The organism is Nocardia yamanashiensis, from assembly GCF_021183565.1.
Classification (GTDB): Bacteria; Actinomycetota; Actinomycetes; order Mycobacteriales; family Mycobacteriaceae; genus Nocardia; species Nocardia yamanashiensis.
Map to the genome: position 1 here is coordinate 6,592,305 of NZ_CP089226.1, position 21,406 is coordinate 6,613,710.

The 21,406-nt window shown below is 67.8% G+C and carries 21 protein-coding genes and 4 tRNA genes; 12 read left to right on the plus strand and 13 right to left on the minus strand.

Annotation, left to right across the window (positions count from 1 at the left end; genetic code table 11):
* Positions 1-56 precede the first annotated feature (56 nt).
* Positions 57-2,357 carry an MMPL family transporter gene (locus tag LTV02_RS30430; RefSeq protein ID WP_067721095.1) on the plus strand — a complete coding sequence of 767 codons (2,301 nt, stop codon included), beginning with the start codon at positions 57-59 and terminating at the stop codon, positions 2,355-2,357.
* Positions 2,358-2,538: 181 nt separating this feature from the next.
* Here LTV02_RS30430 and LTV02_RS30435 read toward each other — a convergent pair.
* From LTV02_RS30435 to LTV02_RS30445, 3 genes are all read right to left on the minus strand, one after another.
* Positions 2,539-2,626 (minus strand) — tRNA-Ser (locus LTV02_RS30435).
* Positions 2,627-2,680: 54 nt separating this feature from the next.
* Positions 2,681-3,118, minus strand: a complete 438-nt coding sequence (locus LTV02_RS30440; protein WP_233041757.1) for a nucleoside deaminase — start codon at positions 3,116-3,118, stop codon at positions 2,681-2,683.
* Positions 3,119-3,141: 23 nt separating this feature from the next.
* Positions 3,142-3,681 (minus strand): tRNA adenosine deaminase-associated protein, encoded by a 540-nt coding sequence (locus LTV02_RS30445; protein WP_067718311.1) that lies wholly within the window; start codon positions 3,679-3,681, stop codon positions 3,142-3,144.
* A 58-nt stretch (positions 3,682-3,739) separates the two neighbouring features.
* On the opposite strand from LTV02_RS30445, the gene LTV02_RS30450 reads away from it, so the two are divergent.
* Positions 3,740-4,690, plus strand: coding sequence for a prephenate dehydrogenase (locus tag LTV02_RS30450; protein ID WP_233035210.1), 951 nt, complete (start codon positions 3,740-3,742; stop codon positions 4,688-4,690).
* Here LTV02_RS30450 and LTV02_RS30455 read toward each other — a convergent pair.
* Positions 4,687-5,202: a putative glycolipid-binding domain-containing protein gene (locus tag LTV02_RS30455; protein ID WP_067718429.1), complete on the minus strand. Its 516-nt coding sequence runs from the start codon at positions 5,200-5,202 to the stop codon at positions 4,687-4,689. The two genes, LTV02_RS30450 and LTV02_RS30455, sit on opposite strands and share 4 nt — an antisense overlap.
* A 330-nt stretch (positions 5,203-5,532) precedes the next feature.
* Between LTV02_RS30455 and LTV02_RS30460 the strand changes: the two genes are divergently transcribed.
* From LTV02_RS30460 to LTV02_RS30475, 4 genes are all read left to right on the plus strand, one after another.
* Positions 5,533-6,675, plus strand: a complete 1,143-nt coding sequence (locus LTV02_RS30460) for a DNA cytosine methyltransferase (protein ID WP_067718306.1) — start codon at positions 5,533-5,535, stop codon at positions 6,673-6,675.
* Positions 6,676-6,747: 72 nt separating this feature from the next.
* Positions 6,748-7,155 (plus strand): very short patch repair endonuclease, encoded by a 408-nt coding sequence (locus tag LTV02_RS30465; protein ID WP_233035211.1) that lies wholly within the window; start codon positions 6,748-6,750, stop codon positions 7,153-7,155.
* A 191-nt stretch (positions 7,156-7,346) separates the two neighbouring features.
* Positions 7,347-8,090 carry a DUF998 domain-containing protein gene (locus tag LTV02_RS30470; protein WP_332909541.1) on the plus strand — a complete coding sequence of 248 codons (744 nt, stop codon included), beginning with the start codon at positions 7,347-7,349 and terminating at the stop codon, positions 8,088-8,090.
* Positions 8,091-8,116: 26 nt separating this feature from the next.
* A complete protein-coding gene (locus LTV02_RS30475; protein ID WP_233035212.1) occupies positions 8,117-8,833 on the plus strand; it encodes a maleylpyruvate isomerase family mycothiol-dependent enzyme in 717 nt (238 codons plus the stop codon).
* Positions 8,834-8,966: 133 nt separating this feature from the next.
* On the opposite strand, the gene LTV02_RS30480 is transcribed toward LTV02_RS30475, so the two are convergent.
* From LTV02_RS30480 to LTV02_RS30490, 3 genes are all read right to left on the minus strand, one after another.
* A tRNA-Arg gene (locus LTV02_RS30480) sits at positions 8,967-9,042 on the minus strand.
* A 39-nt stretch (positions 9,043-9,081) separates the two neighbouring features.
* A tRNA-Ser gene (locus tag LTV02_RS30485) sits at positions 9,082-9,171 on the minus strand.
* An 88-nt stretch (positions 9,172-9,259) separates the two neighbouring features.
* The gene (locus LTV02_RS30490) at positions 9,260-9,949 is read right to left on the minus strand and encodes a dienelactone hydrolase family protein (protein WP_233035213.1); all 690 of its coding nucleotides are present in this window, start codon (positions 9,947-9,949) and stop codon (positions 9,260-9,262) included.
* Positions 9,950-10,119: 170 nt separating this feature from the next.
* On the opposite strand from LTV02_RS30490, the gene hisC reads away from it, so the two are divergent.
* The gene (gene hisC, locus LTV02_RS30495; RefSeq protein WP_233035214.1) at positions 10,120-11,199 is read left to right on the plus strand and encodes a histidinol-phosphate transaminase; all 1,080 of its coding nucleotides are present in this window, start codon (positions 10,120-10,122) and stop codon (positions 11,197-11,199) included.
* Positions 11,200-11,205: 6 nt separating this feature from the next.
* On the opposite strand, the gene LTV02_RS30500 is transcribed toward hisC, so the two are convergent.
* The 5 genes from LTV02_RS30500 to LTV02_RS30520 form a co-directional block, all read right to left on the minus strand.
* Positions 11,206-12,258: an alpha/beta hydrolase gene (locus LTV02_RS30500; protein WP_233035215.1), complete on the minus strand. Its 1,053-nt coding sequence runs from the start codon at positions 12,256-12,258 to the stop codon at positions 11,206-11,208.
* A 22-nt stretch (positions 12,259-12,280) separates the two neighbouring features.
* The gene (gene nicT / locus LTV02_RS30505; protein ID WP_233035216.1) at positions 12,281-13,345 is read right to left on the minus strand and encodes a Nickel transporter NicT; all 1,065 of its coding nucleotides are present in this window, start codon (positions 13,343-13,345) and stop codon (positions 12,281-12,283) included.
* 10 nt (positions 13,346-13,355) lie between these two features.
* Positions 13,356-13,443 (minus strand) — tRNA-Ser (locus tag LTV02_RS30510).
* 64 nt (positions 13,444-13,507) lie between these two features.
* Positions 13,508-13,942 (minus strand): MarR family winged helix-turn-helix transcriptional regulator, encoded by a 435-nt coding sequence (locus LTV02_RS30515; protein WP_233041759.1) that lies wholly within the window; start codon positions 13,940-13,942, stop codon positions 13,508-13,510.
* A gap of 152 nt (positions 13,943-14,094) precedes the next feature.
* Positions 14,095-15,270 (minus strand): lactate 2-monooxygenase, encoded by a 1,176-nt coding sequence (locus LTV02_RS30520; RefSeq protein WP_233035217.1) that lies wholly within the window; start codon positions 15,268-15,270, stop codon positions 14,095-14,097.
* 254 nt (positions 15,271-15,524) lie between these two features.
* Between LTV02_RS30520 and LTV02_RS30525 the strand changes: the two genes are divergently transcribed.
* Entirely contained in the window at positions 15,525-16,517 is a 993-nt protein-coding gene (locus LTV02_RS30525) for an NAD(P)H-quinone oxidoreductase (RefSeq protein ID WP_233035218.1), read from the plus strand.
* Positions 16,518-16,581: 64 nt separating this feature from the next.
* Here the strand turns inward: LTV02_RS30525 and LTV02_RS30530 are convergent, their stop codons facing one another.
* The gene (locus tag LTV02_RS30530) at positions 16,582-17,787 is read right to left on the minus strand and encodes a cysteine desulfurase-like protein (RefSeq protein ID WP_067718284.1); all 1,206 of its coding nucleotides are present in this window, start codon (positions 17,785-17,787) and stop codon (positions 16,582-16,584) included.
* A 114-nt stretch (positions 17,788-17,901) separates the two neighbouring features.
* Between LTV02_RS30530 and LTV02_RS30535 the strand changes: the two genes are divergently transcribed.
* From LTV02_RS30535 to glfT1, 4 genes are all read left to right on the plus strand, one after another.
* A complete protein-coding gene (locus LTV02_RS30535; RefSeq protein ID WP_233035219.1) occupies positions 17,902-18,501 on the plus strand; it encodes a bacterial proteasome activator family protein in 600 nt (199 codons plus the stop codon).
* Between the two features lie 153 nt (positions 18,502-18,654).
* On the plus strand, positions 18,655-19,488 hold the full coding sequence (gene wzm, locus LTV02_RS30540) for a galactan export ABC transporter permease subunit Wzm/RfbD (protein ID WP_233035220.1): 834 nt from the start codon (positions 18,655-18,657) through the stop codon (positions 19,486-19,488).
* A gap of 7 nt (positions 19,489-19,495) precedes the next feature.
* Positions 19,496-20,317: a galactan export ABC transporter ATP-binding subunit Wzt/RfbE gene (gene wzt, locus LTV02_RS30545; protein WP_233035221.1), complete on the plus strand. Its 822-nt coding sequence runs from the start codon at positions 19,496-19,498 to the stop codon at positions 20,315-20,317.
* Positions 20,314-21,237 carry a galactofuranosyltransferase GlfT1 gene (glfT1, locus tag LTV02_RS30550; protein WP_233035222.1) on the plus strand — a complete coding sequence of 308 codons (924 nt, stop codon included), beginning with the start codon at positions 20,314-20,316 and terminating at the stop codon, positions 21,235-21,237. Before wzt ends, glfT1 begins: the two co-directional genes overlap by 4 nt.
* The last annotated feature ends 169 nt before the right edge of the window (positions 21,238-21,406 follow it).

Consider the following 21,406-nt stretch of genomic DNA (forward strand, 5'->3'; position numbering starts at 1 on the left):
CTATGCGCTGCCCGACCTGCACCAGCAAGCCCAAACCAGCGCCAGGAGAACCCCTCGTGTCCGTATACCTCTACCGGTGGGGCAAATTCGCCTTCCGCCGCAAATGGATCGTCTTACCCGTCTGGCTTCTGCTGTTCCTGCTGCTCGGCGGCGTGGGCGCGCAGCTGAAGGAGCCGATGAGCAATGACTTCAGCATGCCCGAACTGCCGTCCGCCCGTGCCAACGAAATCCTCGACAAGCACTTCCCCGGTGCTTCCGAGGCTTTCAAGTTCGAGGCCGTGACCGGCACCTACGTCATCCAGGCCCCGGCCGGCGAGAAGCTCACCGACAAGAAGAACGTCGACGAGATCAACGCGCTGATCGGCAAGCTGGGTCAGCTCGGCATCGTGAATCACGAGAAGCCGCTGATGAATCCGGTGGAGGCGGCCGACAAGATGGGCTGCCTCACCGCGAACCCGGACGTCTCCAAGTGCACCGGCGCACCGCTGAACGTCTTGAACAAGACCGAACCGGGCACCGTGGCGGTGCTCAATGTGCCGTTCAATATCGCCAAGTTCAGCGATGTCACCGCCGACGACCGCAAGGCCGCCTACGACGTGGCGCAGACCGCCCGCGACAACGGCCTGACCGTGGAGATGAGCGGTTCCATCGCGATGGAGCAGCAGCAGCCCGGCGGTAAGTCCGAGATGATCGGCATGGCGGTGGCGCTGGTGGTCATGATGGTCGCCTTCGGCGCGATCGTCGCCTCCTTCGTCCCGATCCTCACCGCGATCATCGGCCTCGGCGCGGCCACCTCGCTGATCTTCGTCGGCACCTCGGTGATCGAGGTCCCGAGCTTCACCACCTTCCTGGCGTCCATGATCGGCATCGCGCTGTCCATCGACTACGCGCTGTTCATCGTGTCCCGCTACAAATCCGAACTGGCCGTGCAGGATTCGCCCGAGGAAGCCGCGGGCGTCGCGCTCGGCACCGCCGGTTCCGCGGTGGTGTTCGCCGGTCTGACCGTCATCATCGCCCTCGGCGGCCTGAGCGTGGTCGGCGTCGAGTTCATGACCTTCATGGGCCTCGGCGGCGCCATCGCGGCCGCGTTCGCGGTGCTCACCGCCATCACCCTGATGCCGGCGCTGATGGGCGCGGTCGGCCGCTTCCTGTTCAAGCCGAAGCTGCCGCTGGTCGCCCAGTACGACCCGTCGGACGACAGCCACGTCACCAACGGCACCCGCTTCGCCCGCGTGATCGCCAAGGCCCCCGCCATCACCCTGCTGCTCAGCGTGATCCTGCTGGGTGCGCTGGCCGCGCCCGCCGCGGGTCTGCAGCTGGGTCTGCCGGGCGATGACAGCCTGCCCAAGACGACCACCATCCGTAAGGCGTACGAGGTCCGCACCGAGGGCTTCGGTGAGGGCAGCAACGGCGTGCTCATGGTCGTGGCCGATCTGGCCGACGTCGCTCCCGAGAAGCGGGAAGCCGCCGCGGACGCGCTGCGCAAGAAGCTCGAGTCCTACTCCGACATGGACTACGTGACCGCGCCCGAGTTCAGCCAGGACAAGGCCGGCGCGATGCTCAATGCCGTGCCGAAGAAGGGCCCGAACAACCAGGAGACCAAGGACCTGGTGAGCGAGGCGCGCAGCGCCGAGAGCTCGCTCGCGTCCGAATACCCGGGCATGGCCTACGGCATCACCGGTACGACGGCCATCTACGCGGACGTCGACCACGTGCTGCTCAGCAAGATCGTTCCGTACCTGGCGCTGGTCGCCGGCGCGGCATTCATCCTGCTGATCCTGGTGTTCCGCTCGATCCTGGTCCCGCTGACGGCCGCGCTCGGCTTCCTGCTCTCGATGGCGGCCACCTTCGGCGCGACGGTGCTGATCTTCCAGGACGGCGCGCTCGGCCTGATCGAGGATCCGCATCCGCTGGTCAGCTTCCTGCCGATCATGTTGATCGGCTTGGTGTTCGGTCTCGCCATGGACTACCAGGTCTTCCTGGTGACCCGGATGCGCGAGGAATTCGTGCACGGCAAGTCCCCCAAGGAAGCCATGATCAGCGGCTACCACCACGGGGCCCGCGTCGTGGTCTCGGCGGCGATCATCATGATCTCGGTGTTCGGCTCCTTCATCCTGGAGACCGACGCCACCGCCAAGTCCTTCGGTTTCGCGCTCGCCGCGGGCGTGCTGTTCGACGCCTTCATCGTGCGCATGGTGCTCATCCCGTCCCTGCTGGTCCTGATGGGCAAGTGGGCGTGGTGGATGCCGAAGTGGCTGGATCGCATCCTGCCCGATATCGACGTCGAGGGCTCGAAGCTGCGTGAGCTGCAGCAGAAGCCGGTGGAGCTGGCCAAGGAGCCGGCCTCCGTGGGCTGACGCACCACCTGAACGACACCGGCCCCAACCGAATCCGGTTGGGGCCGGTGCTTTTCCAAGCAAAGTAGGTCTCGGGGGCTTCGCCCCCGAACCCCCGCGGCGGCGATCCCGCCCGAATCCACCGCTGTCGCGGGCGCGAAAGAAAAAGCCCCGCACCGGTTTCCCGGTGCGGGGCTTTCAGCGGTGGCGGAGGGATTTGAACCCTCGGAGGGGGGTTACCCCTCACACGCTTTCGAGGCGTGCTCCTTAGGCCGCTCGGACACGCCACCGGTGGTGACTTTACCGGACGAGCCCGCGAATTCCGAAATCGGCTGGAGAGCGCGCTAGGGGCGCTGGGATTTGAAGAATTCGTCCAGCAGAGCGGCGCATTCGGCTTCGAGCACGCCGGCCCGGACTTGGGGGCGATGGTTGAGACGTCGATCACGGACCACGTCCCAGAGCGAGCCGACCGCGCCGGTCTTGGGTTCCCACGCGCCGAAGACGAGTTTGCCGATGCGGGAGAGCACCAGCGCGCCCGCGCACATGGTGCAGGGCTCGAGGGTGACGGCGAGGGTCGCGTCTTCCAACCGCCAGCCGTCGCCCATGACCTGCGCGGCCGCGCGCAGGGCCAGGACCTCGGCGTGCGCGGTCGGATCGCCCAGGGCCTCCCGGGCATTGGCCGCGCGCGCCAGCTCGCGGCCGTCCGGGCCGAAGACGACCGCGCCGACGGGGACATCGCGCGGATCGGCGGTGCGGGCCGCTTCGATCGCCGCGCGGATCATGGCCTCGTCGGCGCCGACCGGGGTCACCTGGGCAGTTTGTCCAGCACCGCGGCGAATTCGTTGGCGAAGCCGAGGCGCTGGGCGATCATGCCGAGCTGTTCGTCGGGGTAGAGATCGGTTTCGGCGAGGATGACGGCCAGCACCGGTTCGGGCAGGCCGAGATCGGCCAGGACGCCGAGGTCGCCTTCCTCCCAGGGGTCGACGTCGTCCAGGTCGTCCGGATCGATATCGGGGACTTCGACATTCAGCTGCTCGAGGACTTCGTAGGCGATGTCGTAGTCGATGGCGGCCGTCGCATCCGAGAGCAGGATGCGGCTGCCGGTGGGGGCGGGACGCAGAATGATGAAGAACTCGTCGTCGATGTCGAGCAGACCGAAGACCGCGCCGGAGCTTCGCAAAGCTCGCAACTCATCCTCCGCTTCGGAAAGACTGTGCAGTGCCGCCGAGGTCAGGGGCGTCACTTTCCAGTTGGCTTCCTCGCGGACAACCGCCACTGCGAACCCTTCCACGTCGTCGTAATCTTCCGACGCCGCCCTGTTCGCGCTCGAGCGTTGTGCTGCCATGGCCGCAACGGTAGTCCGCTTCGGGGGAAATGTTGAAGTCGTATGCGAATCTGATCGCATGACGGGCCATCCGAAAGCAGCTGTCTGTGTCCTCGGTACCGGTTTGATCGGTGGATCGGTGCTGCGCGCCGCGGCCGCCGCGGGCTACCGGGCGTGGGGGTTCAATCGATCGGAGGCGGGGGCGAGCGCCGCGCGCGCCGACGGATACGACGTGATCAGCGATGTGGAGGCGGTGCTGCGGCGCGCCGCCGAAAGCGACGCGCTGATCGTCCTCGCGGTCCCGATGCCGGCCCTCGACACCGTGCTCTCGGATGTGAAGAGCTTCGCACCCGGCTGCGCGCTCACCGATGTGGTCAGCGTCAAAGCTCCGGTGCGCACGGCCGTGCACCGGCACGAATTGGGTGCGCGTTTCGTCGGCGGCCATCCGATGGCGGGGACGAACGAATCGGGTTGGGCGGCGACCGATCCCGATCTGTTCAAGCAGGCGGCCTGGGCGGTGAGCGTGGACCCCGATACGCATGCCGAAACCTGGAGCCGGGTGGCGCGGTTGGCGCTGGACTGCGGGGCGGTGGTGGTGCCGGTGGTGTCCGAGGAGCACGACAAGGCGGTGGCGCGCATCTCCCATCTGCCGCACGTGCTGGCCGAAGCCCTCGCCATCCAGGGCAATAACGGCGGCCCGCTGGCCCTCGGCCTGGCGGCCGGATCGTTCCGGGACGGCACCCGGGTGGCGGCCACCGCCCCGGACCTGGTGCGCGCCATCTGCGAGCCGAATGCGGCCGCGCTGCTCGAGGTCCTCGAAGACACGCTGCGCGTGCTGAACGACGCCCGCGACAGCCTGCGCGACCGCGGCGAGATCGCCCAGCTGGTGGAGGCCGGTCACGACGGCCGCGTCGAATACGACGACAACCAGCGCTGGGCCATCACCGATATCCGCCCCGGCGACCAGGATTGGCTGGCGCGCCTCGCCGATGCCGGACGGCGCGGCGGGGTCCTCGAAGCGCTCGGCTAGATCCGCTCGGCCAGGCCGGGGTAGTCGAGCAGGAACCCGTCGTTGTCGACCGTGACGGTGGCCGAGGAGACGGGCGAGAGCACGTGGATGCCGTCGGCCCCGCTGCTGTAGGTGAGGCTGGCTTCCTGCACCAGCAGGTCCGGCAGCCGGACGTAGACGACGGGCACCTGCACGTCCTCGCTGGCGTGCCCGAGCCCGTAGCGGCGGATGGGCAGCGTATTGAAGAACGGGCTGAGCACCACGTCCACGTCCAGCGCGCCGCCGAAGGTGGAGCGCACGTGGGTGTTTCCGGCGTCGATCAGCCAGTAGTTCTCCTCGTCACGCGCGATCGAGGCGTGCCGTTCGCCGGTGGCGAGGGTGCTGCGCAGCGAGAGCCGGCGGGTCACCCCGTTCTCGTCGGTGACCAGGTCGTAGGAGGCGCTGAAGGCGGGATGGTCCTCGCATTCACCGGCGATGATGCGACCGGCGGCGCGAATCCGATTGCCGCTGAGCACCACCCGCACCGACTCCATGCGGGACGCGTTGTGCGCCCGCCAGGTCAGAATCGCCGGCCACTTGGGCGCCGCCGGCTTCGATTCCTCGCTCCCGCTCTCCGTCACGCCTAATACCGTACGTGCAGGTGTGCGCCCGCTCGCGCGCACGCGGCACCGCGCGCCTCGGATCACAATGCGCGCCGATCGGTATCGCTCGAGGTCCGCACGCGGCGGGATTTATTTCCTGTTATGCCTGGTAGGTCCGTTGTGCCCGGTGTTGATCGCGATGGTTGCGCCGCAACTCGAGTAACGTACTCGAGGCAATCAGGGGACCCCGGGGTGAAAGGGACTGCAGTGACGGGCGCGCGGATGGTCGGCCTGTTCGCCGGCATCGGCGGACTGGAGCTCGGGCTCGCCGCACACGGCTGGCGCAGTGAATTGCTGTGCGAGATCGATTCCGGCGCACAGGCGGTGCTGGCCGCGCACTTCCCGGACGTCCCCTTGCATTCCGATGTGAAGCGACTACGCGCGCTGCCCGCCGGCACCGAACTGGTGGCCGCGGGATTCCCCTGCCAGGATCTGTCGCAGGCCGGTCGCACCGCCGGAATCACCGGGGCGCGTTCGGGTTTGGTGGACGAGGTGTTCCGGCTGGTGCGGCGCAAGCGCGGGCCGCGCTGGCTGCTCATCGAGAACGTGCCGTTCATGCTGCAGCTGGGCAGCGGGGCGGCCATGCGGCACATCACCGGCGCGCTGGAGGAACTCGGCTACACCTGGGCCTACCGGGTGGTGGACGCCCGCGCGTTCGGGCTGCCGCAGCGCCGCGAGCGGGTGCTCATGCTGGCCTCGCGCACCGAGGATCCGCGCCCGGTGCTCTTCGGCTGCGATGCCGGGCCCCGCACCGTCGGCGATCCCGCGCACGATCCGTGCGGCTTCTACTGGACCGAGGGCCAGCGCGGGCTGGGCTGGGCGGTCAATGCCGTGCCGACCTTGAAGGGCGGTTCCGCGCTCGGCATCGCGAGCCCGCCCGCGGTGCGCCTGCCCTCCGGCGAGATCGTCACCCCCGGCCTCACCGATACCGAACGCCTGCAAGGCTTCGACCGCGATTGGACCGCGCCCGCGCTGGCCGTCCCCGGCGTCCGCCCGGGCCATCGCTGGAAGCTGGTCGGCAATGCGGTCAGCGTGCGCATGGCCGACTGGATCGGTTCGCGGCTGGCCGACCCCGCCGACGACCCCTACCCCGACGGCGAACCGCTCACCGGCCGCGGCTGGCCCACCGCCGCCTGGGGCCGCGACGGCGTCCGCATGCGAGTTCCGGTGTCCACCTGGCCCGTTCACGCCCCTTACGAGGACTTACGCTGGTTCCTCGACGACTCCCGCCTGCTCTCGGCCCGTGCAACGGCCGGTTTCCTGCGCCGCACCCGCATGGGTTCGCTGCGCTTCCCGCCCGGATTCCTGGACGACGTGGAGAACCACCTCGACCGGATGGGAGGATTCCCCCGCGAGGCCGCCTGAGCCGCACGCGGCGGTCCGTGCGAAAAGCAGGAGAGGTATGCCGCACCATCACCCGGCGGATCGGTGCGCGGGATGAGCGGCGGGCGACCGGTCACCGACGCGGCGACCAGTGCGCGCATGGCCAAGCAGCGGCGCGTGGGGACCAAGCCAGAGCTCGCGCTGCGCCGGGAGCTGCATCGGCGGGGCAAGCGGTTCTTCGTGGATCGCGCCCCGATTCCGGGCATGCGGCGGCGGGCGGACATCGTGTTCCCGCGCCGCAAGGTCGCGGTCTACGTGGACGGCTGTTTCTGGCACAGCTGCCCGGACCACGCGACGTTCCCGAAGAACAATGCCGAATGGTGGGCGGCGAAGCTGGCGGGAAATGTGGCCCGCGATCGCGATACCGATGCCCGGCTGATCGCCGCCGGGTGGACCGTGGTGCGGATCTGGGAGCACGAGCGGCCGGATACCGCCGCCGACCTGGTGACCGACGCGCTGTGAACTCGGTCGCGGCGAGCAGGTGCGCGGATGAGCCATTATGGAAGAAGCGCCGGACCGTCCGACCAGTCCGGAACGATGACTGCGGGCAGTGCGTTATCGATGACCGAGTGTGCAAAACGAGCGACCGAGTGTGCGATGCGACCGGCTGAGTGCAGCGAGAGCGAGTGACGTCAGCGAAAGCGAGCCCGGCGATGATGCCAACCCAGGAACAGGCGAAGACCGCGATCGGCGAACCGACGCATACCCCGCGGTGGCGCAAGGTATCGCGCTGGTGCGTGGCGATTCTGATCGGACTGGCGGGCGTCGGCTACTCCTCGTGGGTGCTGGAGTTCGTCCTGCCCATCACCAGTGACCCCACCAATACCTTCCTGAGCCAGCTGGCCGAGAAGGGCGCGCCGTTCCGCTGGGTGTTCACCACCGGCGACACCGTGGCGGGCGCGCTGCTGGTGGTGGCGGGCCTGGGCGGGCTGCTGCTGTTCTCGCGGCGGCTGTATTCGAACATCGGCTGGATCGCGCTGGCCTGCTTCGGCGCCTCCACCATCGCGGACGCGCAGATGCCGCTGCAGCAACAGGATCCGAACCGCTATGTGGACACCGGCCTGTTCCCACAGCTGCACCAGGTGCACGCGCTGACCAGCACCCTCGCGGTGTTCTCGATCTACACCGCGATGATCGCGTTCAGCGTGGCGGCGTTCAAGTACAAGCGCTGGCCCATCCTGCGGCACACCGGCCTGTGGATCCTGATCATCGGTTCCATCGTGACGGCGTGGATGCTGATCGCGGACAACCTGTCCGGCAATTACGGCCTCGGTATCGCCCAGCGCATCCAGGTGGGCGCCATGTCCCTCTGGTTGATCGCGCTGGCCGTGCAAATCTTTGTGGCGGAACGGGATTCCGGACACCGCGCGGACCGCCCGGGATCATCCGGCGTTTGATCCGGTGTCCGGGTACGGTCGGGAAGGTGACCAGCGACGCACCGGAATCGACCGGCATAGCCACTCAGCTCGACACCGTCGCCGCCGCGACCGAGCGCCTGCTCGAAGCCGCCGGCAAACTGACCGACGCCGACCTGGTCGAGCCGTCGCTGCTGCCGGGCTGGACCCGCGGCCACGTGCTCGCGCATCTCTCGCGCAATGCCGACAGCCTGGTGAACCTGCTGCTCTGGGCGCGCACCGGCATCGAGACGCCCCAGTACGCCAGCGCGTATCTGCGCGAGGCCGATATCGAAGCGGGCGCCCCGCGTCCCCTGCGCGATCAACTGGAAGACCTGGCCGCCTCCGCCGAACGCTGGCTGGCCCTGGCCCGCGTGATGCCCGAGGACCGCTGGCCGACCATCGTCCGCAATCGCCAGGGCGGCGAGATCCCCGCGACCAAGGTGCCCTGGATGCGCCTGCTGGAGGTGGAGATCCATCACGTGGACCTCGCGCTGGACTACACCCCCGCCGATTGGTCCGAGGCGTTCGTGTCCCGCCTGCTCCCCCAGTCCGTGGCCGACCGCGCCGCCCTCGCCGGGCCCGGCTTCACCGTGCACGCGACCGATACCGGCTACACCGGCACCACCGGCCCGGGCGCGACCACCATCACCGGTCCGGCCGCCTCGCTGGCCGCATGGTTGATCGGGCGGTCCAAGGGCGAGGACCTCACCGGCGACCTGCCGGACCTGACGGCTTGGAAGTGAGCGTGTGGATTCCGGCTGAGCCGGAATGACGGGAGGCGGCCGGGTGAGATAACTCACGGCCGCCCTGAGGGGGCCGAAAGAGGATGTGACGCAAGCGAAAAGGTCCCGCACTCTGGGAGTGCGGGACCTTTTGTGGTGCGCCCGAAGGGATTCGAACCCCTAACCTTCTGATCCGTAGTCAGATGCTCTATCCGTTGAGCTACGGGCGCATGGTTATTCAGTTTGTAGTACACCAGGCGAGCCTGGCTTGGCGGAGGCGAGAGGATTTGAACCTCCGGTCCCCGTGAAGGGACAACTCATTAGCAGTGAGTCCCATTCGGCCGCTCTGGCACGCCTCCTGGTTGCCTTCTTGCGAGGGCGCCGGTCCTTTCGAACCGCCGGGACAGAAGATTACACAGCGGGTGACCAATAGGCCAAATCGGCTGGTCAGCGCAGGTGCGAGTCGAACCAATCGAAGATGCGGGTCTGGGCGTCGAGGGTGGAATCGTCCTCGTGCGGGGCGGGCTCGAAACCGGGATGGTCGGGGCGGTGACGCAGACCGGGGTAGGTGACCACCAGGGTGGCGACGTCGGCGCGGGCGGCGGCGTCGCGCAGCCGGTCGATCTGCTCGGGCGGGGTGCGCGGGTCATCGGCGCCGAACAGGGCCAGCCACGGGGCTTTCAGCGTGGGCGCGGCGGCGAGCAGGGCGACGGCCTGTGGGGTGAGCGGGGTTTCGATGCCGGGGGCCGCGACGCTGACCACCGCGCCGACCCGGCGATCGGTGGCGACCAGCGCGGCGGCGGTGCCGGCCGAGTCGAAGCCGAGCACGCCGATGCAGTCGCGGAAGACGCCGCGTCCGGTGAGCCAGTCGAAGCAGGCGTCGAAATCCTCGATCAGATCGGAGCCGAAGACGCGTTCGGGCATGGTGCCGTTGTCGCGATGGAACAGATCCGGGGCCAGCACGGTCCAGCCGTCGTCGGCCAGCGCGCGCATGAGCTCCAGCAATGGCTCGGTGAATTCGCGTGATTCGTGCAGCACCACGATGCCGCCGCGGGCGTGACCCTCGGGTTCGAGCACCATGACCGGGACCGTGGTGGTGTCGTGCACAGGAGCTAGATCTCGGTAAACGCCCGACATAACGCCAGAGTAGTGATGCTAGGTAAAGTTCGGGATAAATATTCCGGCACGACGGGCAATCCGGATATTTTTCGGCGACGTGCCGGTTCCGGCTATCCCGCCGGCGGCATCGGGCAGCCGCCGACCAGGCTCGGCGCCAGCACATCCCGCGCGCCGCTTAGGGTGGAGGGGTGAGCGCGCACATCCGCCCGGATCTCGAGGCCATTCCGGCGTACGTGGCCGGCCGCACCCAGCCGGGCGCGGTCAAGCTGGCCAGCAATGAGACCACCTTCCCGCCGCTGCCGTCGGTGACGAAGGCGATCGCCGAGGCCGTCGAGCTGTCCAACCGCTACCCCGACAATGCCGCCGTCGAATTGCGGACGGCCATCGCCGAATTCGTGGGCGTCGAGGTCGAGAACGTGGCGGCGGGCTGCGGCAGCGTGGCGCTGTGCCAGGAACTGGTGCAGATCACCTGTGGCGCGCCGACCGACGAGGTGCTGTTCGCCTGGCGCTCGTTCGAGGCGTACCCGATCGTCACCCGGGTGGCCGGGGCGACCGCGGTGCAGATTCCGCTGGACCATGGCTACGCGCACGATCTGGACGCGCTGGCGGCGGCGGTGACGCCGAACACCCGGGTCGTGTTCGTGTGCAACCCGAACAATCCGACCGGCACCGCGCACGGCCGGGCCGCCATCGAGAAGTTCCTCGATGAAGTGCCGTCGACCGTGCTGGTGGTGCTGGACGAGGCGTACTACGAATACGTGCGCATTCCCGCCGAGGACTTCCCGAACGGCGTGGAGCTGGGCCGGAACCGGCCGAATGTGCTGGTGCTGCGGACCTTCTCGAAGGCGTACGGGCTGGCCGGGCTGCGCGTCGGCTACGCGGTCGGCGCGCCCGAGGTGATCACCGCGCTCATGAAGGTGCACATCCCGTTCAGCGTGAGCCGGGTCGCGCAGGCGGCGGCCATCGCCTCCCTGGAGGCGCGGCACGAGCTGCTGGAGCGCACGGACGCCGTTGTGGCCGAACGTGATCGGATGCGGGACGCGCTGATCGCGGCGGGCTACACCGTGCCGCGCAGCGAGGCGAACTTCGTCTGGCTGCCGCTCGGCGACAAGAGCGCCGAATTCGGCGCGGCCAGCACCGAAGCGGGCGTCATCGTGCGGCCGTACGGCGCCGACGGCGTGCGCGTGACCGCGGGCGACAGCCACGAGAACGACTTCTTCCTGGCCTTCGCCACCGATCCGGCGATCGTCGCGCGCTTCGCGGGCTGACGGGGTCTACGCGATCCCCAGCCCCGCCGCCAAGGTCGGCCAGGAGCGTGGCAGCTCGTCGGTCCAGTAGGGCCAGGAGTGGGTGCCGGTGGGGCGCAGGTTCACGTTCGCCCCGATCCCCAATTGCGCCAGCCGGTCGGCGAATTGGCGGGTGCACATGGCCGCGCCCGCCTCGATCGGCCCGCCGAACATGACGGCATTGCGGAAGTCCGGGTTGCCCTGGATGTCGTGCTCGCCGGGGAACCCGCTGCCCGACGACAGGTAGATGGCCTTGCCGCGCAACTGTTCCGCCAGCGCCATCACATCGTGCGCCGCCCACTGCGGATCGTCCGACGGCCCGAACATATTGTCCGGATCCCCGCCGAAGGTGCCGACCACCGCGCGCGCCTGCGCCTGCCCGAAATCGGAACTCATGGCGTAACAACCGGAATGGGCCGCCACGGCGCGATACAGCCACGGAGTGCGCACGGCCAGCATCATGGCCGCCTCGGCGCCCATCGACACGCCTGCGAGCGCGTTGGCCCCGTTTCCGCCGAAGCGGGAGTCGACCAGGGGCGGCAGTTCGCGGGTGAGGAAGGTTTCCCAGCGATTGGTGCCGAGCTTGGGATCGGCGTGCAGCCAGTCGGTGTAGTAGCTGGCGGGGCCGCCCAGGGTGAAGACGACGTTCACCGGTTTGTCGGCGTAGAACTCGAGCGCTCCCCCGCGCGCGGTCCAGTTGTTGGCCTCGGGTGAGGCGGCGCGGCCGTCGAGCATGTACACGGTCGGTCTGGGCTCGTCGCGCCGATCCGGCAGCAGCACTTGGATTTCCACGGTTCTGCCCATGGCGGGCGAGGCGACCTCGACGCGCAGCAGCCGTTCGGTGATGTTGGAGATGCTGCGGATGGCGGCCCGGGACGGGTGCACGGGATCGACCGCGGGCGGCGACTCCTCGTTGGAGCCGGATTCCACCGGCGGCTCCGAGAAGGCATGCGGGGGTGAGAGAACGGCCGCACCGGTCAACAGTGCGGCCCAGGCGAGGGCGCCGGCCAGGCGACGCCGTGCAACACGGCGGCGATCCACGCTGCCATGGTGCCAGATGGAATCAGTCGGCGGCGAGGTCTCTTTCCCAGCGAGTCTCCATATCGGTGAGTCGCCACACCGCCACGGCGATCGCCCAGGTGCCCAGGAACAGCCCCACGATGATGAAGCCGAGGTGGCCGAGGTCGAGGTTGCCGATCCAGGCCATCAAACCCGTTGTGATGTCCAATTTTTCGACGAAGATCGAAATGATCTCCTGGGTGCCGATGAGCAGCGCCACCGCCACCGAGAGCCCGGTGATCACCAGGTTGTAGTAGATCTTGCGGACCGGCCGCGCGAACGCCCAGTCGTAGGCGTAGCTCATGAAAGAGCCGTCCAGCGAATCGAACAGCGCCATGCCCGCCGAAAACAGTATGGGCAGCACCACGATCGAGTACCACGGCAAACCGGTGGCAGCCGCGCCGCCCGCGATCACCAGCAGGCCCACCTCGGTGACGGTGTCGAAGCCGAGCCCGAACAGCAGCCCCACCGGATACATCTGCCAGGGCTTGCGCACCAGTTTCATGACCGGCCCGAGGATTCGGTTCAGCAGGCCGCGCGATTCCAGTTCCCGTTCCAGCCGCGCCTCGTCGAAGTTGCCCGCGCGCATGCGCCGGTACACCTTCCAGATGGCGATCAGCGACACCAGATTCAGCAGCCCGATGAGGATCAGGAAGCTGCCGGAGATGCTGGTCCCCCACAGCCCGGTCCAGCGTTGCAGCGCCGAGTCCTCGTCCTCCAGCGGCCCGGCCAGCGCGCGCACGCCCAGCGCCAGCAGCCCGACCATGACGAACACGATGGTGGAATGCCCGAGCGCGAACCAGAAACCGACGGTGTGGGTCTTGGTGCGCCCGTTCTCCGCCACCAGCTTTCGCGTGGTGTTGTCGATGGCGGCGATGTGATCGGCGTCGAAGGCGTGCCGCATGCCGAGGGTGTAGGCGGTGAGTCCGAGGCCGACCCCGAACACCGCGCCTTGCACCTCGTAGTGTCCGGGGACGACCAGGAACAGCAACATCCCCCAGCCGATGATGTGCAGTGCCGCGACGGCCAGCCCCATTCCGATCCAACCGCGCACGAAACACACCCTCATCGTTTGGAATTGGCGGAAGCGGAGGGATTTGAACCCCCGGTCGCTCTCACGACGATCGCTTTCAAGGCGATTGCATTCGGCCGCTCTGCCACGCTTCCAGGGGTTCGATGTTAGCGGATGGGAAAGCGGGCTTCGATCGGTCCCGCGCCCGCTCTCCGGACCTCAGTCGAAATCCTGGTCCGACCTGGCGGCCGAGCGGTGATCGGCGGCCAGATCGACCAGATCCAGCGCGGCGGCGACGGCGGCCAGCTGCTGCGGGGTGAGCAGGTCCACGAAGAAGCGGCGGACGGCGGCGACGTGCCCGGGGGCGGCGGCGCGCAACCGGCGCAGGCCCTCGTCGGTGAGCTGGGCCAGCACGCCGCGGCCGTCGTCCTCGCAGGCGGTGCGGCGCACCATGCGCTCGGCTTCCATCCGCCGGATCTGATGGGTGAGGCGGCTGCGCGAGGACAGCACGCCGTCGGCAAGATCGCTCATGCGCAGCGCCCGGCCGGGCGCTTCGGAGAGCTTGACCAGAATGCGGTAGTCGGCGAAGGACAGGTCGCTGTCGCGTTGCAGCTGGCGATTGAGATCGGCCATCAGCCGCTGGCTGCCGTCCATGTAGGCCCGCCAGGCGCGCTGCTGTTCCGGGGTGAGCCACCTCGGTTCAGCCACGGACCGGCCCCCGGAATCGACCGCCACACCCCGATTCTAACTGTGTTTGATCTGCCCTCCGCTTCGCTCCGGGCGGGTCCGCCGGGCAACCGAGGACGTCAGCGGAAACTGGAGATCATCGTGCGGCTCAGTTCGGTGACGGCGGTGCAGCCCGAAAGGCCCATGGCCGCATCGAAATCGGCGAGCAGGCAGCGCAGCGCGTGCTTGACGCCGTCGCGGCCGGCGAGGCCGAGGCCGTAGGCCCAGGGGCGGCCGTAGAGGACGGCTTTCGCTCCGAGGGAGAGCGCGATCATCACATCGGAGCCGGTGCGGATGCCGGAATCGAAGAGCACATCGGCGCGATCGCCGACGGTGGCGACGATGGTGGGGAGGGCGTCGAGCGCGCCGACGGCCCCGTCCACCTGGCGGCCGCCGTGGTTGCTGACGATCACCGCGTCGGCGCCGGCGTCGACCACCTGGCGGGCGTCGTCGGGGTGCAGGACGCCCTTGACCGCGATCGGAAGTTCGGTCCAGTCACGGAGTTTCGCGATATCGGCGGGGCGCAGCGAGTGATTGCCGAAGGTTCCTACCCAGGTGAGGATGGCCGCCCGCATGGCGTCCTCGGACTCCTCCGGCGCGGCCGCCAGCTTGGCCCGGAAGACCGGATCGGACAGATAGTTGGCGATGCCCTTGCCGTGCAGGAACGGCAGATGCCCCAGCGCCAGATCGCGCGGCCGCCAGCCCAGGCTGGGCGTATCGGCGGTCACCACGATGGCCTTGGCCCCGGCCTTCTCGGCGCGCTCCACGAAGGACCGCGCCAGCTCGTTGTCATTGGGCCAGTACAGCTGATACCACCAGTCGCCCGCCGCCGCGCCCGCGTCCTCGATGGTGGAAGAGGCCGCGGTGGACAGCACCATGCCGATGCCGAGCTCCCGGGTCACGTCGGCGACCACGGTCTCGCCCTGTTCGTGCAGCAACCCCAGCACGCCGATGGGCGCGGTGAGAATCGGTGCGGCGAGCCGGGTTCCGAGCACCTCCACCGACAGGTCCCGGGCGCCGGGCGCGGTCGCGCCCCGCCACACCCGCGGCAGCAGCCGGTACTTCTCGAAGGCGGCGAGATTGGCGTGCGCGGTCCGTTCCGCGGACGCGCTGCCGAAGACGTAGGCGAACGCGGCCGGTTCCAGAACTTCCCGGGCCCGCTGCTCCAGTCCGGCCGCGGTCATCGGTAGCGCGGGGACGACGCCGGCGAGGCCCTGCAGATAGATCTCGTTCTGGAAATCGACGAAACTGCTCATGCAGGCAAACGGTAGTCCGCGATCACCTGCGCCGGACGCGAACGAGGGCGCGCGGCGAATGCGCCGCGACGGAACCCGATATCGCCATGACGGTGAGAATGGTCAGGGCGGCCAGGGTGGTGATGATGCCGATCATGGAATCTCCTGTCTGTCGGCCGTAATTCCACGATGCCCGGAAAAGCTGACAGGATGCTGTGCCCTCCCCGAGCCTTGCCTGACAGTAATCGCCGGGCGCGGGTCGTAGGCTCGAATTCATGTATGCGGTGACGCTGGACGGTTTCGGTGAGCCCGAGGTGATGAAGTGGGCGCAGGTGGACGACCTGCCGGCGCCCGGTCCGGGTGAGGTGTTGATCGATGTGGTGGCGGCGGGGGTGAACCGCGCGGACCTGCTGCAACGGCAGGGCTTCTATCCGCCGCCGCCGGGGGCGAGCGAGACGCTGGGGCTGGAATGCTCGGGTGTGGTCGCGGAAGTCGGTGCCGGAGTGCGCGATTGGCGCAAAGGCGACAAGGTGTGCGCGCTGCTGTCCGGCGGCGGGTACGCCGAGCGGGTCCTGGTGCCGGAGACCCAGGTGCTGCCGGTGCCGGAGGGCCTGGACCTGGCGGCCGCCGCGGCGCTGCCGGAGGTGGCGGCCACGGTGTGGTCCAACCTGGTGATGACCGCGGGCATGCATTCGGGGCATTTGCTGCTGATTCACGGCGGCGGCAGCGGTATCGGCACGCATGCCATCCAGGTGGCGCGGGCGCTGGGCGCGCGGGTGGCGGTGACCGCCGGATCGGACTACAAGCTGGAGCGCTGCCGGGAATTGGGCGCGACGGTCACGATCAATTACAAGGAGCACGATTTCGTGACCGTGCTGCACGCCGAATATCCGGGCGTGGACATCATTCTCGACAATATGGGCGCGGCATATCTGGAGCGCAATGTGGAGGTGCTGGCCGAGGACGGGCATCTGGTGATCATCGGCATGCAGGGCGGGGTGAAGGCGGAACTGAATCTGGCCACACTGCTGGGCAAGCGCGGTGCGATCCACGCCACCAACCTGCGCCGCCGCCCCGAACACGGCAAGGGTTCCAAGGCGGAGATCATCACCGAACTGCGCCGGCATGTCTGGCCGTTGATCTCCGACGGCACCATCGTGCCGGTCGTCTCGGCCGAAGTGCCGGTCACCGATGCCGCCGCCGCGCACGAACTGCTCGACTCCCCGGAATCGTTCGGGAAGGTGATTCTGCGAGTCAGCGACTCCTGAAAGAACATTTCCGCCCCTGCCACCTGGCGGCAGGGGCGGAGTGCACAAGGGGGTGGGACCGCGACTAGGTGTCGAGCGCGGTGAGGGCGCGACCGAGCTGATCGATCTCGAATTTGGTTGTGTACGGGGCCAAGCCGATGGTGACGGCCCCGCCCTCGTCGTTGACGCCGAGCGCGTCCAGCAGCCGGCTGCCGCCGTGCGATCCGCTCAGGGTGCCGATGCGGGCGTCGGCGAGCTTGGCCGACACCTTCTCCGCCTGCATGCCCGCGATGGTGAAGCTGACCGTGGGGATGCGGGTGGAGGCGCGGCCGATAACGGTCAGGTTGGGGATCTCGTCGAGTACCGACATCAGATGCTCGAAGAGCTGATCGTGGTAGTCCTGCAGCGAGGTGATCGAGACTTCCAGGCGCTCGCGCCGGGTCCCCTTGGCCTGCTCGTCGAGTCCGGCCAGATAGTCGATGGAGGTGGTGAGCCCGGCCAGCAGCGCGTACTGGTGCCCGCCGACTTCGAGCCGTTCCGCGCCCTTGGCATAGGGGTTCAGGGACATGGACGGAATGCGGTCCAGGAAAGCGGGATCGCGGAAGACCAGCGCGCCGATCTGCGGGCCGCCCCACGCGGGCGCGCTCAGCGCGATCACATCGGCATTGAGTTCGTCGATATCGATGAGCGCGTACGGCGCGGCGCCGAAGCAGTCCGCGACCAGTAAACCGCCGACCTCGTGCACCCGGTCGGCCGCGACCCGCACGGCCGGGGCCGATCCGACGATCGGCGAGGCCGCGGTCAGCGCGACCAGGCGCGCGGTCGGGCCGATGAGCTCCTCGAACTGCCAGGCCGGCATCTCGCAGGTCTCGATCTCCACTTCGGCCCAGCGCACATGCGCCCCATAGCGATTGGCGATGCGCAGCCAAGGCGCGACATTGGCTTCGTCATCCAGGCGCGACAGCACGATTCCGGTGCCCAGACCCAGCCGGGAACTCAGCGATTCGGCCAGCCAGGCCAGCAGTACCGCGCGGTCGGGTCCGAGTACTACGCCCGCCGGATCCGCGCCCACCAGGTCCGCCACCGCCTCGCGCGCCGCTTCCAGGATGGCGGCGCTGCGTTTGGCCGCGCCGTGCCGGTTGGTGTGCGAGAAGGCGGAGGTTCGGAAACCCGTTGAGACGGCTCGCGATACCGAATCCGGGACCAGCATGCCCGCTTGCGGGTCGAGGTGGATCCAGCCGTCGCCCAGGGACGGTATGAGGCCCCGCACCCTTGCGACGTCGTAAGTCATGCTGGCCACTCTAAAGGGAAGGGGCTGGGCGCGGTAATGGTGTGGGGTGTTTGGCGGAGCCGATACTCGCGACAGCCGAAGGCCGGATGGGGCATACAGGGCATGATGGGGAACATGACGCAATCGGATGGGACACCGGAATCCATTGTGGTGATCGGACCCGAGGGAAAACCACTGCTGATTCCGGCGAGCGCGCTGCCGGGTGGTGCGAGCGGAGAACCGGTCGAGCTCACCGGACAGGTTGTCGGCGAGGATAATTCGGACGAAACCGGCGAAAAAGAAGAAACGCTGGCCGACATGGTGGAACAGCCCGCCAAGGTCATGCGCGTCGGCACCATGATCAAACAACTGCTGGAGGAAGTCCGGCACGCCCCGCTCGACGACGCCGCGCGCACCCGGCTGCGGGAAATCCACAAGACCTCGGTGCGTGAGCTGGAACAGGGCCTCGCTCCCGAACTGCGCGAAGAACTGGAACGTCTCGCGCTCCCGTTCAGCGAGGACCAGATTCCCTCCGACGCGGAACTCCGCATCGCGCAGGCCCAGCTGGTGGGCTGGCTCGAAGGCCTGTTCCACGGAATACAGACCGCACTGTTCGCTCAGCAGATGGCGGCCCGCGCCCAACTCGAGCAAATGCGCCAGGCGCTCCCGCCCGGCGTGACGCATGTGGATCCGCGTGGCGGACAGGGTTCGAGCGGCGGCGGCCAATACCTGTAAGTGGTGGCCATCACGCGCCCGTGGCACTTATACGCCGGGGTCGGCGGCAGGTTCTCGTCGCAAAGCCATAGCGATTCGATAAGGTCGGGTCTTGTGCCTGCTGCTGCCCCCGCCGACTCGGCTGCCGCCGAAGCTAGAACGGATACCGAACCGGTGCCTCTAGTGTCGGACTCCCAGACCTTCCGTCGCGCGTTCAAGGACTTCCGCGACGGATTCGGCCAGCGTGAACTATGGCTCTCGCTCGGCTGGCAGGACATCAAGCAGCGCTATCGCCGCTCGGTGCTCGGACCCTTCTGGATCACCATTTCCACGGCGGTGCAGGCGGCGGCCATCGGCCTGCTCTATGCCACGCTGCTGAACCAGCCGCTGCGGGAGTACCTGCCGTACGTCACGGTCGGCATCATCGTCTGGAATGTGATCGAGGCCAGCATCCTCGAGGGCTCGGACGTGTTCATCGCCAACGAGGGCCTGATCAAACAGCTGCCGTCGGCACTGAGCGTGCACGTGTATCGCCTGGTGTGGCGGCAGTTCCTGTTCTTCGCGCACAACCTGGTCATCTATCTGGTGATGCTGGTGGCGTTCGCGGTCTGGCGCGACCTCGACTGGTCCGTCCTGCTGGTGATTCCGGCGATCCTGCTGCTGTTCATGAACGCCATGTGGGTATCCATCGCGTTCGGCATCTTCAGCACCCGCTACCGCGATATCGCGCCGATTCTCGGCTCGCTCACCCGCATGCTGTTCGTACTCACCCCGGTCATGTGGTCGGCGAAGGTGCTGCACGCTCAGGGCGGACAGGTCAGCGAACGGGCGCGGCTGATCGAACTGGTGCCGACCTACCACTACCTGGAGATCGTGCGCGCGCCGCTGCTCGGCGATCCGATCCTGTGGCGGCACTGGGCCATCGTGCTGGCCTTCACCGCCGTCGGCTGGATAGTCGCGATACTGGCTATGAAGCAATACCGTTCCCGCGTCCCCTACTGGGTGTGAAGGCTCAATGACTGACCATGTGAGTATCGAGGCCCAGAACGCGTGGGTGGAATTCCCGATCTTCGACGCCAAATCCAGATCGCTGAAGAAGGCGTTCCTGGGCAAGGCCGGCGGCTCCATCGGACGCAACTCCTCCGATGTGGTGGTCGTCGAGGCGCTGCGCGATATCAACCTGTCGTTGAAGGAAGGCGACCGGATCGGCTTGGTCGGCCACAATGGCGCGGGCAAATCGACGCTGCTGCGGCTGCTTTCGGGCATCTACGAACCCACCCGCGGCTCCACCCGGATTCGCGGGCGGGTGGCCCCGGTATTCGATCTCGGCGTCGGCATGGATCCGGAGATCTCCGGCTACGACAACATCATTATTCGTGGACTGTTCCTCGGGCAGACACGTAAGCAGATGCTCGCCAAAATCGACGAGATCGCCGAATTCACCGAATTGGGCGAATATCTCGCGATGCCGCTGCGCACCTACTCCACCGGCATGCGGGTGCGGCTGGCCATGGGCGTGGTGACCTCCATCGATCCGGAGATCCTGCTGCTCGACGAGGGCATCGGCGCGGTGGACGCGGAATTCATGAAGAAGGCTCGAATCCGCCTGCAGGAGCTGGTGTCCCGCTCCGGCATTCTGGTGTTCGCCTCGCACTCCAACGAATTCCTCGCTCAGCTCTGCGATTCCGCCATGTGGATCGACCACGGGAATGTGCGCATGCACGGCGGAATCGAAGAGGTCGTGCGAGCCTACGAGGGCCCGGAGGCGGGTGATCACGTGGCGCAGGTGCTGCGGGATCTGGAACGTGAACGTGAACCGGAACGGAATCCCGCATGAGCGACTCGCCCAAACCCTTTTTCGCCGACGATGCGCGCATTGTTGCCATCGTCGTCACCCATAAACGCCGGGAACTGCTCGCCGAATCGCTGAAGGTGCTGGCCACCCAGACGCGGCAGATCGACCATCTGATCGTGGTGGACAACGGCAACGAGGCCGAGGTCGGGGAGCTGGTCAAACAGCAGCCGATCGAATCCACCTATCTCGGTTCGGAACACAATCTGGGAGGCGCGGGCGGTTTCGCGCTCGGCATGCTGCACGCGCTGACCATGGGCGCGGACTGGGTGTGGCTGGCCGACGACGACGGGCGGCCGGACGGACCGGAAGTGCTTGCCACGCTGTTCGATTGCGCCAAGAAGTACGAACTGGTCGAGGTGTCGCCGGTGGTGGCCGATATCGACGATCCGGACCGGCTGGCCTTCCCGCTGCGCCGCGGCGTGGTGTGGCGGCGGCTGCGCTCGGAGCTCGGCGACGAGGATTTCCTGCCGGGCATCGCCTCGCTGTTCAACGGCGCGCTCATCTCCGCCGAGGCCGTCGACGTGATCGGCGTGCCGGATCTGCGGCTGTTCGTGCGCGGCGACGAGGTCGAGGTGCATCGCCGGCTGGTGCGGTCCGGACTGCCGTTCGGCACCTGTCTGCAGACCGCCTACCTGCATCCCAATGGTTCGGAGGAGTTCAAGCCGATCCTGGGCGGGCGCATGCACACGCAGTATCCGGACGATCCGGTGAAGCGGTACTTCACCTATCGCAATCGCGGATATCTGATGTCGCAGCCGGGGATGCGGAAGCTGTTGCCGCAGGAGCTGGCCCGGTTCGGATGGTTCTTCCTGATCCAGCAGAAGAACCCGTCGGGGCTGCTGGAGTGGCTGCGGCTGCAGCGCCAGGGGCGGCGCGAGCAGTTCCACAAACCGCAGGTCTAGGGCCGGATTTAATTCGGTTGCGGCGGGCGGGGGCGGCCTGTCAGAGTAGTGAAGTTCTTATCGGCGTCGTGCCCACCACATGAGTTCGGTGGCACTCGAGGGAGTTGAAGGAGGTGGATTTCGTGAAGACGACTGTGCGGATTGCCGTGCCCGCGCGCTTCGGCGCACC

What these genes read in the sequence shown, in the direction of transcription:
- LTV02_RS30440 (WP_233041757.1), bottom strand. Translation starts at nt 3,118, where the DNA reads ATGATCCGCGCGGCGATCGAAGCGGCCCGCACCGCCGATCCGCGCGAT.
- LTV02_RS30525 (WP_233035218.1), top strand. Translation starts at nt 15,525, where the DNA reads ATGTATGCGGTGACGCTGGACGGTTTCGGTGAGCCCGAGGTGATGAAG.
- nicT (WP_233035216.1), bottom strand. Translation starts at nt 13,345, where the DNA reads ATGAGGGTGTGTTTCGTGCGCGGTTGGATCGGAATGGGGCTGGCCGTC.
- wzt (WP_233035221.1), top strand. Translation starts at nt 19,496, where the DNA reads ATGACTGACCATGTGAGTATCGAGGCCCAGAACGCGTGGGTGGAATTC.
- LTV02_RS30460 (WP_067718306.1), top strand. Translation starts at nt 5,533, where the DNA reads ATGGTCGGCCTGTTCGCCGGCATCGGCGGACTGGAGCTCGGGCTCGCC.
- LTV02_RS30465 (WP_233035211.1), top strand. Translation starts at nt 6,748, where the DNA reads ATGAGCGGCGGGCGACCGGTCACCGACGCGGCGACCAGTGCGCGCATG.
- LTV02_RS30470 (WP_332909541.1), top strand. Translation starts at nt 7,347, where the DNA reads ATGATGCCAACCCAGGAACAGGCGAAGACCGCGATCGGCGAACCGACG.
- LTV02_RS30490 (WP_233035213.1), bottom strand. Translation starts at nt 9,949, where the DNA reads ATGTCGGGCGTTTACCGAGATCTAGCTCCTGTGCACGACACCACCACG.
- LTV02_RS30450 (WP_233035210.1), top strand. Translation starts at nt 3,740, where the DNA reads ATGACGGGCCATCCGAAAGCAGCTGTCTGTGTCCTCGGTACCGGTTTG.
- glfT1 (WP_233035222.1), top strand. Translation starts at nt 20,314, where the DNA reads ATGAGCGACTCGCCCAAACCCTTTTTCGCCGACGATGCGCGCATTGTT.
- LTV02_RS30530 (WP_067718284.1), bottom strand. Translation starts at nt 17,787, where the DNA reads ATGACTTACGACGTCGCAAGGGTGCGGGGCCTCATACCGTCCCTGGGC.
- LTV02_RS30445 (WP_067718311.1), bottom strand. Translation starts at nt 3,681, where the DNA reads ATGGCAGCACAACGCTCGAGCGCGAACAGGGCGGCGTCGGAAGATTAC.
- LTV02_RS30455 (WP_067718429.1), bottom strand. Translation starts at nt 5,202, where the DNA reads ATGGAGTCGGTGCGGGTGGTGCTCAGCGGCAATCGGATTCGCGCCGCC.
- LTV02_RS30535 (WP_233035219.1), top strand. Translation starts at nt 17,902, where the DNA reads ATGACGCAATCGGATGGGACACCGGAATCCATTGTGGTGATCGGACCC.
- LTV02_RS30515 (WP_233041759.1), bottom strand. Translation starts at nt 13,942, where the DNA reads ATGGACGGCAGCCAGCGGCTGATGGCCGATCTCAATCGCCAGCTGCAA.
- LTV02_RS30520 (WP_233035217.1), bottom strand. Translation starts at nt 15,270, where the DNA reads ATGAGCAGTTTCGTCGATTTCCAGAACGAGATCTATCTGCAGGGCCTC.